We start from the raw sequence: 11,657 nt of genomic DNA on the forward strand, positions 1-11,657 counted from the left end.
AGCTTAAAGATAAAAAACGTAGCCACGTTAAGTAATATCTCATGGCTACGCTTAATTTTAAGCTTTTCCAGCTGATCCTAATAGTTCTAATCTATCTGAAACTACTTTTGTTACATATTTTTTAGCGGTTTTCATGTATTTTCTTGGATCGAATTCTTTAGAATCATTATGTAAAAATTCTCTTAAACCAGCAATAAAGGCCATTCTTAAGTCTGTGTCAGTATTTACTTTGTTTATCCCTAATTTGACCGTTTCTTTAAGTATTTCAGAAGGAACCCCTTTTGAACCTCCGAAATCCGCACCATATCTTTCTGCTATTTCAACCATTTCTTGTACAACACTTGAAGCTCCGTGTAGTACTAAAGGAATACCTGTTAATTCTTTCACCTTTTTCAACCTATCATAATCTAATTTTGCTTCTCCCTTGAATTTAAAAGCTCCGTGGGAAGTTCCTATTGCAGGAGCGAGAAAATCAACCCCTGTTTCTTCAACAAACTGTTTGGCTTCATCTGGATTAACAAGTACAGTTTCAGCAGAAACTACGTTGTCTTCTATTCCGGCAAGTTTTCCTAGTTCTGCTTCTACTGAAACCCCAACAGCATGTGCTATTTTAACTATCTCTTTTGTACTTTGCATGTTTTCCTCAAAAGGTTTATCAGAGGCATCTATCATAACTGAAGAATACCCCGCTTTTATTGCTGCGAGAATATAATTAAAATCTTTTCCGTGATCAAGGTGTAGAGCTATAGGTATATCCATTGAGTCAGCAAACTCTCTAACCATATTAACAAAAACTCTTGCCCCTCTTAAAGGATCTCCCATTCCAGCGTATTTCATAGCACCTTCACTTGTTTCTATTATCAGTGGGGATCTTTTTTCTAATCCTCCTTCAATAATAGCCTGGAGAAATTCAAGGTTGTTAATGTTGAAAGCAGCTACGGCATAATACTCTTTATGAGCTTTTTCTAATATATCCATGGTATTTACATAAGGCATTTTTAAAACTCCTCCTTTATAGATTTATTTCTTGCTCTCTATCTACTTTTTTGATATTGCATTTTCGATTAATTCAACGATTTTCTTTGCCTCGCCACTCACTTTTTTTTCTTTCAAAATTTGCTCAGGCGTAAGTGGTTCTTGATAATAAGCTTCGTTTGAAATCATATCAGCCTTGATATAAGCTCCTTCTATCGCCATTCCGGCATAAAATCCTCTTGCTATTGAATAAGAGTATATTGAAGCTTGAAATTTATAATCGATATCAGCTGATAACTGCCTCCCTAAAGGCCCTGCTGAAATGCCTACTGAGCCACCTAAGGTAAAATTATCGCCCATAAAACCATCCATTCCCTTTTCATTCATAACAACTAAAATCAAAGCAGCAGATTGAATACCCACTTGAGCTCCCCAACTCAAGCCGTAGATATTAACAAAAGATGGGCCATACCATTCCCCAGTTGCTGAATCTTTTCTTAAAACTATTCCTTCTCCAAATTGCCCACCTAATATGTAACCTAATTTGTAAAATGTGGGGAATATTACGATACCCTCTGACATCTCCAAAAGTTGAACAAAAGCACCACTATCACTTTTTGAAAGTAGCTCTTCCACATCTTGCCTTGCCTTCTTTAGAGTATCTTCTACTGAGGCAAAGATACTAAAAGAAATCATTAAGAAAACCATAAAAAACAATATTCTTTTTTTCATTTTCTCTACCCTTCCTTTTTACCCTTTACTTTCTTAAAAGATAAGTTGCTATTCTTTCACTTGCCTTTCCATCACCAAAAGGATTATTTTCTATTTTTATATCTTCTAAGTCAGTATCTTCCATTTCTTTCATACTTTCATATACTTTTTTTTGTTTCTGTCCCTACTAACTTTCCTATTCCTGCTTCTATAATCTCCGGCCTTTCTGTTTCTTTTCTCAATACCAGAACAAATTTATTAAAAGCGGTGGCCTCTTCTTGAATACCACCCGAATCAGTCATGATATAGTAGGAACCTTCCATTAAACTCAATAGTTCCAAATAATTCAAAGGCTCAAGAAGAACGGCGTTATTAACGCCTTTCAATTCGGCATGAACCACATCGTTAACATACGGGTTTAAATGCACAGGAAACACGAGATAAGTATCTTTGTTTTCAATAAGATATCTTTTAACAGCAGATAATACATTTTCCATTGGTTTTCCCCAATTTTCTCTTCTGTGCATGGTCATTAATATGTATTTTTTATCGTTCAACGAGTATATTTTTCTAATTTCTTTCATCTTTTTTTGGTGTTTCTCTTTTACCCAAAATAAAGAATCTATTATAGTGTTTCCAGTAAGTAAAATCTTATCTTCTGAAACACCTTCTTTTAAAAGATTATTTTTGGCATTAATTGTTGGTGCAAAATGTATTGAACTCAACACTGTGATTAACCTTCTATTTACTTCTTCTGGAAAAGGGTTGTATATATCGTTTGTTCTTAAACCTGCTTCAACATGGGCTATCGGAATCTTATAATAAAATCCAATTAAAGCTCCTATAAAAGCGGTGGTTGTGTCTCCTTGAACAATTATATAATCAAGTTTCTCATCTCTTATTATCTTATCAATTTTTGAAATAAGCTTTTCAGTTAAATCACTTAAATTCTGACATACCCTCATAACTTGTAAATCATAGTCCGCTTTTATTTCAAACAGTTCTAATACTTGATTCAACATCTCCTTATGTTGACCTGAAGAGACAGTCAAAAGATCACAGCCTTCGTTTTTCAGGGCATAATATACGGGAGCTAATTTTATGGCTTCAGGCCTCGTTCCAAAAATTAAAGCTATCTTCATTAAAAAACCTCTTCATTCTAATAAGATTTTCAACCGTTTCAATTCTTTTTTTATACAGTTAAACTGTTCTTCGTTCTCAACCTCTATTCTATGAATATGAATGCCATTGTTAATTATAGAAAGTGGTTTAGTTGTCTTTAATTTAGCAATAAAGTTATCAACTTCTTCTTCGGTATAAACATCGATCTTTCCTACTATCTCCCCATAAACAGGATGTTCAACTGAAACATCCAAAACCCTACCTCCACATTTTACAATGGTTTTAAGCTCTTGTTCTACCTTATCGCTTGAATGTTTAACAGCTATAGTTTTAATTAAATGGTTCTCGGGATTAATAGAATACCCTCTTGGTGAGGATTTTATTTCATAACCTTGGGCTTTTAATATTGCAATATCTTTAACTATAACTTGCCTGGTAACTTTAAACCTTTCAGCAAGTTGGTTGCCTGAAACAGGTTCTTTACTCAACGAAAGAATCTCTATCAACTTTTTCAATCTCTCTTGCTTTCGCACAAGATTAGCTCCTTGATATTATTCTCTTAAATTATTATACCATGAAAATTCCCTTTTTCGAAGGTGAATTTAACGAGGAATTTTTATTCACTAAAGTTTTGCAAAATAACTCCGATAATATTATGAAAATCTCTGGCGCCAGAGATAAAAAACCGCCCAAGGAAGGGCAAACAACAAAACACACACGGAGGTGTATGAATTATGAGGATTAATCACAACATAAGTGCATTAAACGCATGGAGGTCTTTAGACCAAGTTAACTCATCTATGGGTAAAACACTTGAAAAACTGTCTTCAGGATTAAGAATCAACAGAGCAGGAGACGACGCAGCAGGGCTTGCCATCTCTGAAAAAATGAGAGGACAAATCAAAGGTTTAGACATGGCTGTTAAAAACGCTCAAGACGCAATATCCTTAATACAAACTGCAGAAGGAGCCTTAACAGAAACACACTCTATACTTCAAAGAATGAGAGAACTTTCCGTACAAGCAGCATCAGACACCAACACAAACGTTGACAGGGATCAAATTCAATTGGAGCTTGATCAACTAAGAGAAGAAATCGACAGAATATCAAGAACCACAGAATACAATACCATGAAACTACTTGACGGTAAGATAGAATCATTCAGAGGAGAAGTAGACGCTAAAGTCGTAACACCAGGAAATATAAATGTTGAATTAGTAACCCCTGTTAGTTCTGCAGCGGTAGAAGGAACGTATGTAATCGAAGTTGGACAATTAACCGGAGCTGTAACATCAGCTTTAGATGTTAGAATAACTCTGATTACTGCAGGAGGAAGTGCAAACTCTTTAGTAGCATTGGGTGCTGAGGGTGCGACAATCGGAGGCATTGAGTTTACATGGAATAGCACTGCTTTTGATATTGATAGCTTTGGAGGAGCTTTACCAAAAAATGAAGTGGTAGATAGTGCTGTTGTAAGAGTAGAGGGGTTAAACACTGCAGCAGATCAGCTTGTATTACAAATAGGGGCAAATGAGGGACATAATATTGTTCTTGGTATAGACGATATGAGCGCAAAAGCTTTAGGATTAATTCCTGAGTCTTTAAAGGCAACGGATCAAAACAGTGCGGAAAGGTCTATAATGGTAGTTGATGCAGCGATACACAAAGTAAGTACAGCCAGAGCTTCACTCGGTGCTGTTCAAAATAGATTAGAACACACAATATCCAACCTTGGAGTAGCTTCTGAAAACTTAACCGCTGCTGAAAGCAGAATCAGAGATGTAGACATGGCAAAAGAAATGATGCAGTTCACAAAACAACAAATACTAATGCAATCAGCGAATGCGATGTTAGCACAAGCCAACACAATACCTCAAAACGTATTGCAATTGTTGAGATAATTATGGTAATACTTAAGAGGGTCCTATGGGCCCTCTTTTCTTTTTTCATTTTAGGATTTTACTCTACTTTTTTAGTATAATTAATAAAGAAAAAGAGATTACTACAAGTACCAAAAAAGTTGTAATTGTTAATTACCGTTTTTGAATTTATAGTGGGTCCAGGGCGAAGCCTCCCCCCTATCTTTCGTTGCACGTAGCGAAAAAGTTAAAGAAATTAAGAATTAGTGAAAATTAGAAGTAAGAAGGTATTTTTGAAAAAATATAAAACTAAAATATTGGCAAAAGCCATCTTTTAGAATTTCGAAAGTGAGTATACTAAGTTTTTTAGAGGAGGAAAATATAAAATGGTTACAAACAACGAAGGCTTACTCTCTGTTGCTATGATTGTTAAAGACGAAGAACACAATATAAGACGTGCTTTAGAATCTATTAAGGATGTTGCAGATGAGATAATAGTTGTTGATACAGGTTCTACAGATAGAACCCCTGAAATAGTGAAACAATACACAGACAAACTTTACTTTCATGAATGGAAAAACGATTTTTCTGAAGCAAGAAATTATTCTTTGCAATTTCCAACGTGTGAATGGGTGATGATATATGATGCTGACGAAGAAACTTCAGAAGAATTTAGAAAAGGTATTCGAGAGTTTCTTAAAGCTCAAAAAAAAGAAATTAACACAGTATATCTTCCTGCCCTAAGTTATTTAGATATAGATTTAACAAAAACAGAAATCGCTTCTACTCCTAGAATTTTTAGAAAAGCAACTATCTCTTACAAAAACATAGTTCATAACCAAGCAGTTTATAAACCAAAGATAGTTCATGCTAACTTCCCTATTTTGCACTATGGTTATATCTGGACACGCGCCTTAAAAAAGAAAAAGTATGAAAGAACTGATAATTTGATACGAGAACATTTACAAACAGCTAAAGAACCACTAGAGCGAATATATTATTTGGTTCAACTGTATAAAACAGAATCTATTGGTGGATATACGTATAAGAAAAATCAAACGGCGTGGGAAACTCTTGAAGAAATAAGAAAGGTTGGTAAAATACCAGCAATAGGCCTTGAATTTTTGTATTTGTTTGGCTTGGATTGTGCATTTGGTGGGTTAAAAGATCTTTCAAAAGAACTTTTAGAAAAATGTATAAAAGCAGCACCAACTTATCCTGATCCTTATTTTGGTATGATGGTTGTTTTTGAACGTGAAAAAGAATGGGGAGAAATACTAAAATGGGGTAAGAAATTTTTTGATGCACTTGATTATGCTATGAAAAATGTCGAAAAGTTTGATTGGACGATTATGTCTTTTAAACAGATACCACTTGCTAATGTATTAATGGCACGAGCCGCTTTAAATGAAAAAGATTTAGAGGGATTCAATAAATATATAACAGACGCATTTTCAGAAGAAAATCTTTCTTTTGATAAGAAGAATATCTATGTATTATTGCACGATTTAAATGAAAATATAAAAACAAAAGAGGAATTAGAAAAGATATTCCCCGGTATCGAAGTTATGGTGGAAGGTTTAAAAAATCAAGGTACAACTATTTACTATGACTCTTTAATCGAAAAAATAGCTGATTTAGAAGTAGAATTAAACCTCTCTTTTTTAGATAAAGTAACCTACAGAAACCCAATTTCTAAATATATAATAAACAAATTAAAAACAGACGAAGATCAACTCTTAGATTTTTTAACAAATAATGATTATCCTTCTTTTGTTGAAAAAACAGAGATATCAGGCCTGCTACTTTTTTATTCAATTTTGAAAAGCACAAAAGACACAGTTAGTATTTTAAAAACCCTTTCTTCTTTGAGAAAGATAGAAAATGAAAAGGTTCAAGGTGTTTTATACGGCTTATTGGGAGATTGTTATCTAAAAATAAAAAGATTCAAAGAAGCCATCGAGCAGTATAGAAAAGCTATGGAAGTACTCCCAGAACTTTCTTCGTTTTTAAAACCAATATTAGAAGATTTAAGCACCAAATTAGATCCTTTAATGGACGGAGTTTATGAAGAAATGTATAACCATTATTCTTCCGGAAAAGAGTTCATATTTAACATCATGGAATATATTGGGCAAGCGAATGCCCAAAAGTTGTATTTGCTATCAAACACTCCTTTTGCCTTGTATGTTTCAGCTGTAATACATATTGAAAGTGATGCAGAAAAAGCAAAAAAACTTTTAAACAAAATAGAAAACACAAAAGAATTTCCTTTTTATTACTACAGGCTTGCAAGAATATATGAAAAGGAAGATATGAAAAAGGCCTTTGAATTACACAAAAAAGCGGTAGAAGAAAACAACAAACTAGCAGATTTCGCACTTGGAAGATACGGTTACACGGGCATGTATCCGAATACCAAAATAAATTTTATGAAAAACGATGATGAAATTGTCTGGGTAGGAAATATCTCTGAAAAGTTTTCAACTCTTGGTATAATACATCCTATAAGAAGCTGGAAAAAGAGCCAAGATTTTATCTATGCCATTCCGTATCCTTCTGATGAAGCATTAAAAATCTACGAAGAAAGAGAAAAAGAAACGTATAAAACAAAACCTTTCGAAATAAGTAAAGAATTAATATTAAAAGGATTAATAGATTCAGGATTCAATGAATTACAAATAATTGGGGTTGATAAAGAAAAGTATAAAAGTGTATTTTATGATTTGGAAATAACTATAAAAGATCAATCAGAAAATCTTTTGATAATTGGAGAATTCGAAAAAAACTATGACATGTCAAAAATACTAAAAAAAGCAAAAAAAGTACTTGCCTTTGTTCATGTTCCTGACCTAAATGACAGTGAAAACAACGTATGGTCCGCCCCAAATTTCAGAATCCTAAGAACAACAAAACAAATAGTAAAACTCTTCGAAAACCAAGGGTTCGAGGTCAACAAAATTGAACCATTAAAAAAAGATTTAAGAGGGGTATTGGCTAAAAAAGGTTAGGGACGTGCAATTTTTACGTCCCTATAATTGTCTATTTTACTTAAATTATCTAACAAAAAAGTTAACTTATAGAAATTGAATATTAAGTTATTTTTTAATTCCATGAACTAAGAAAATAATATTAGTCTTTGATAATTTATACTCATAGACTTTTAGAATATTTAATATGACACTATATCTTTGAATAACTTTGTCTGCGTTTTCAAACCATCTGACATGTGCTATACTGTAAAAATTTGGAACAGACAGCAAAACGTGTGTTCCTGCTTTTATCTTTTTCAAGATTTCAATATCTTCAGCTACGTGTTCTAGAAATTCAAATAAAACAACAACATTATAGTTCCTATTAAAGAAGTCAGTTGTATAAGCATTGTCTACATAAAAGTTATTTTTATGCCTAATATTCGTATCCTTTGCTTTTCTAATAGCCTCTTCGCTAAAATCTATACCTATATATTCAGTAAATCCCTCATCAAAAAGATAGTTGGCGAACTGTCCAACACCACATCCGATTTCTAAAATTTCTGGATTGTCTATTTTTTTAATAATTTCAACTGCTTTTTCCCAAACTGGGAAATAAGGAGACTCTTTATATTTCACTTCATATTTTTTATTGGGTGAATTATACATTTGGTCGTAATAACTATTATCTTTTTCTTCGAGTAAATCTAAAGAGTGCTTAAAGTTATTTTTGCAATCGTTGAAAAAATGCAAAAGATCTAAATCATATGCATTCATTATTAATTGTTCACGAGAATATATTAAGTCTCTATCAATTTTCATGTTTTTTAATTTTAATATCTGATCATATAGGGGTTTATTAAAATCTATTATTTTCCCCACTTTATATCTCTCATTAAAGTCTCTGAATGATATAAAATCAGAAAAAGCTATTGACAAGTTTGCTGCTATATAGTCATTTACTTTATTAGGTGAAGCTGTATTTACATGATAAAAATACCTTTCTTCAACATTCATTATTGCTAATCCCACATCATACTGAGTCATCTCATAAATCAATTCTTTAGGGGATAGGGCACCTTCGTAGTGTATGAATTTGGATTTACTTAATAATTTAGTTATATACTCTTTCTGAACATTTCCGTACAAATGGCAATGTATACTTTCATTAGCCAATTTTAATAACATTTCTTCTAAGTACCTATGACTATTAGGATTTCCGGATAAACCTCCTTCATAAACGCAATGTATTTCTCCATCTTTCTTACTTAACTTTTCCTTAAATTCATGAGGCACTAGATCTTTTTCTATGTAATTTTCTAATACAAATCTTTGTTTGTTAGGTATTTCAAATTTTTTAACAGCTAACTCTTCAACAAACCTGCTGGTATATATATTTCCTGCTGATTTAACGTTAGCAACATATTCCAATGCCTTCTGCTCATTTGTAAGGCCTCCCCTTAGGCTTAGCATATCATGTGTATCATGTATTATAGGTTTATTTGTAAGAGTTAATAAAACGGTGTAATAATCTGGTTCGTTAGAGCAATAAACGATATCACAATCACTTTTATTAATATAGTCAATCAAGATAGTAATATTATTAATTTGAAATATATTTTTGTATGGAAGATTGTTTAACTTGTACACTTGAGAAGGGTGCATTGCTATATATATTAGATCTACTTCAACTCCAATCTTTGATAACATCCTTGCTATTTTATGAGTTCTTATGCAGGGAATTTCTTGGACAAAAATAATTTTATTAATACTCTCAAGAACATTTTTTAACTTCTCTACTTCTTTTCTATTCATATTTTTTCCTAATTCAGTCATTGATTTTAAAATATCTTTTTCACTTTCTTTGTCTTTGCACATTTGCAAAGCTCTAAAATAATGGACAAAAGATTTGGTATATTTTTTAGAAATAAAGTAAATGAGTCCAAGATTATAATGTAAGTAAAAATTCCGAGAATCAAACATTGTACCTTGAAGTAAAACTTCTTCGGCTTTGTTTAATTCTTTTTCCAAAAAATAAATAACTCCAAGCATAGAATATATTTCAGCGTCATTAGGAACTACTTTTAAGTAATCATAAATTGCTAATTTTGCTTTTTCTAAATTGCCTTTTTCGATTAATATTTTTATCTCTTCTTTAGTTTCTTTTGTATCACTAGGTTGCTTGTACATTTCTTTAAAACCTCCGTAATTTAAGAATAATAATTCTTGTGGGTACAGAAACATTAATATGTAAATTTATAAATGATTTTTTATGTGTAAAAGTCATTACTCGGATGTACAAAAAATAGAATTAAGAATTAGAAACATTTGAAAAGAAATCAAGTTTTTCTTTTAGTCTGTAAGATTCGCCTTTTATTGAAATCACATGCGAATATGAACCTTCACTTTGAGAGAGTGGTCTAAATAAGATTCAACAATATTTACATCTGGCACAAGAGATTAATGCGCTTTCTCTTTTTGAAGCGAACTGTCCTTCTATCTACTGCGTATATCCTTGCTAATTCAGAAAAATTCGGTTTCATTCCCATCACCTTTATTATTTCTATCTGCTTTTTCATCTCGATATCCTTCTCCTCCTTTTCCTAATTCAAATACCAAGAGAAGGATACTATTTTTATGCACATTTTTGTACATTTTTATTTGCAACTTTTCCTACATTTTTATTTTACCATTTACAGGATCGCTATAAATTCAAAACATTTAATATTAATCTTGTCTTTTAATAATTCTGTTAAACCAGTTATTTCTCCTATTTTTTATCGTCTAAAATTTTGGGAAGCTTTAAGTAAAAATCAAAATTAGCAATAGAAGTGTGTATAGAAAGCAAATAGTAGCGCAACTAGATATATTATCGCTTGTTGGGGGATTAGTTCTGTAAGTCTTGAAGCTGTTCTTAATTCTATGTGTAGCTTATTTAGTTCTTTTGGGTTCATGTTTTGTTGAGATTATCAGGCTTTTTTGGTTTCTGTTTGCTTCATCTGTTATTACTCTTATTTTATCTTCTTCAAAGAAGTTGTTTAGCAGTTCATATATGTTCATAGTATCACCTCATAGTTTTTTGTGTAAGATATTTTCTTTCCCTATAATTAATATCCGCAAAATATTTATCTATTTTGTAAAATTTCAGGAATTTTTGTTGGATATAAAACTAAGCAAAAAANTTTTTTGAAATAAAATATATATATATATATTATTTTATTATGTATTATATAATGTCCTATTTTTTCATACACTTTGTCTGAAAATTTCATACAGTTTGTCTGATTTTTTCATACAGTTTGTCTGAATTTTTAAGACAGTTGTCTGAATTTTTAAGACAGTTGTCTGAATTTTTCATACACTTTTTTTCTTGATTTATAAAAATTCTTTGGTATTATGAAAAGAACTTTGAGGTGGTTGGTTTAATTCCCCTTCAAGGAAGAAAAATTGGTATTAATCAGCCTTATGAGAAGCATGTGGGTTTAAATTCCCCTTTTTGAAGGGGTGGCTGTGACGGTTATTGTCACAGACGGGGTAGTTGCTTTTGAATTGGATTTTCAATTTGCCAAAAGCAAATTAAAGAATGACTACCCTGTCTGCAGCACAAAACGCTGCATCCACCCCTTCGAGGAAGGGGAATTTTACTTTTCAACCAAAACCTTCACTATTATGGTATAATTTAAATAGATGACTTCAATCCTACAAACAAAGGAGAAAAACAATGCCGAACAAAGACTCAATATTCAAGGAACTCTTCGAAGACAAAGAAATATTTTATGACTTTCTAAAAGCCTTTCTACCAAAAGAAATAACAGATGAAATAAAAGTAGAAGATTTAAAAAGAGAACAAACAGAACTAATAACGAAAGATTACTCAACCAAAAGGACTGACNTATTATACAAAATAGAAAGNNAAAACAATCAAGAGATATACATCTACCTATTGTTAGAACACCAAAGCCGAGTAGACCAACTAATGGCATTTAGAATGCTCTCATACAAGGTAAGGATATGGGAG

The 11,657-nt window shown here is 31.9% G+C and carries 10 protein-coding genes and 1 pseudogene; 4 read left to right on the forward strand and 7 right to left on the reverse strand.

Translation table 11 applies throughout. The features are described from left to right. Positions 1-57 precede the first annotated feature (57 nt). The 4 genes from fba to PW5551_RS09075 form a co-directional block, all read right to left on the reverse strand. The gene (gene fba, locus PW5551_RS09060; RefSeq protein WP_113075457.1) at positions 58-996 is read right to left on the reverse strand and encodes a class II fructose-1,6-bisphosphate aldolase; all 939 of its coding nucleotides are present in this window, start codon (positions 994-996) and stop codon (positions 58-60) included. Between the two features lie 42 nt (positions 997-1,038). Next, positions 1,039-1,707: a lipid-binding SYLF domain-containing protein gene (locus tag PW5551_RS09065; protein WP_113075458.1), complete on the reverse strand. Its 669-nt coding sequence runs from the start codon at positions 1,705-1,707 to the stop codon at positions 1,039-1,041. 137 nt (positions 1,708-1,844) lie between these two features. Then, positions 1,845-2,828: a non-hydrolyzing UDP-N-acetylglucosamine 2-epimerase gene (gene wecB, locus PW5551_RS09070; RefSeq protein ID WP_233488502.1), complete on the reverse strand. Its 984-nt coding sequence runs from the start codon at positions 2,826-2,828 to the stop codon at positions 1,845-1,847. A gap of 12 nt (positions 2,829-2,840) precedes the next feature. Then, the gene (locus tag PW5551_RS09075) at positions 2,841-3,341 is read right to left on the reverse strand and encodes a transcription repressor NadR (RefSeq protein WP_113075459.1); all 501 of its coding nucleotides are present in this window, start codon (positions 3,339-3,341) and stop codon (positions 2,841-2,843) included. A 201-nt stretch (positions 3,342-3,542) separates the two neighbouring features. Between PW5551_RS09075 and PW5551_RS10745 the strand changes: the two genes are divergently transcribed. Both PW5551_RS10745 and PW5551_RS09085 read left to right on the forward strand, forming a co-directional pair. After that, positions 3,543-4,709: a flagellin gene (locus tag PW5551_RS10745; RefSeq protein ID WP_113075460.1), complete on the forward strand. Its 1,167-nt coding sequence runs from the start codon at positions 3,543-3,545 to the stop codon at positions 4,707-4,709. 344 nt (positions 4,710-5,053) lie between these two features. Beyond that, the gene (locus PW5551_RS09085; RefSeq protein WP_113075461.1) at positions 5,054-7,678 is read left to right on the forward strand and encodes a TPR domain-containing glycosyltransferase; all 2,625 of its coding nucleotides are present in this window, start codon (positions 5,054-5,056) and stop codon (positions 7,676-7,678) included. Between the two features lie 87 nt (positions 7,679-7,765). Here the strand turns inward: PW5551_RS09085 and PW5551_RS09090 are convergent, their stop codons facing one another. The 3 genes from PW5551_RS09090 to PW5551_RS10705 form a co-directional block, all read right to left on the reverse strand. Further along, on the reverse strand, positions 7,766-9,829 hold the full coding sequence (locus PW5551_RS09090; RefSeq protein ID WP_158526175.1) for a methyltransferase domain-containing protein: 2,064 nt from the start codon (positions 9,827-9,829) through the stop codon (positions 7,766-7,768). Between the two features lie 333 nt (positions 9,830-10,162). Continuing rightward, positions 10,163-10,294: a hypothetical protein gene (locus PW5551_RS10700; protein WP_255420138.1), complete on the reverse strand. Its 132-nt coding sequence runs from the start codon at positions 10,292-10,294 to the stop codon at positions 10,163-10,165. Positions 10,295-10,570: 276 nt separating this feature from the next. Next, positions 10,571-10,699: a hypothetical protein gene (locus PW5551_RS10705; RefSeq protein WP_255420139.1), complete on the reverse strand. Its 129-nt coding sequence runs from the start codon at positions 10,697-10,699 to the stop codon at positions 10,571-10,573. 661 nt (positions 10,700-11,360) lie between these two features. Here PW5551_RS10705 and PW5551_RS10595 point away from each other — a divergent pair. Together PW5551_RS10595 and PW5551_RS10605 are read left to right on the forward strand one after the other, a co-directional pair. Beyond that, positions 11,361-11,531: Rpn family recombination-promoting nuclease/putative transposase (locus PW5551_RS10595; protein WP_233488503.1), on the forward strand; the 171-nt coding region annotated here is incomplete at its 3' end. A gap of 22 nt (positions 11,532-11,553) precedes the next feature. Continuing rightward, positions 11,554-11,657: pseudogene (locus PW5551_RS10605) on the forward strand (Rpn family recombination-promoting nuclease/putative transposase); the annotation flags it as partial.

Origin of the sequence: Petrotoga sp. 9PW.55.5.1 (assembly GCF_003265365.1) — a bacterium.
Taxonomy (GTDB): domain Bacteria; phylum Thermotogota; class Thermotogae; order Petrotogales; family Petrotogaceae; genus Petrotoga.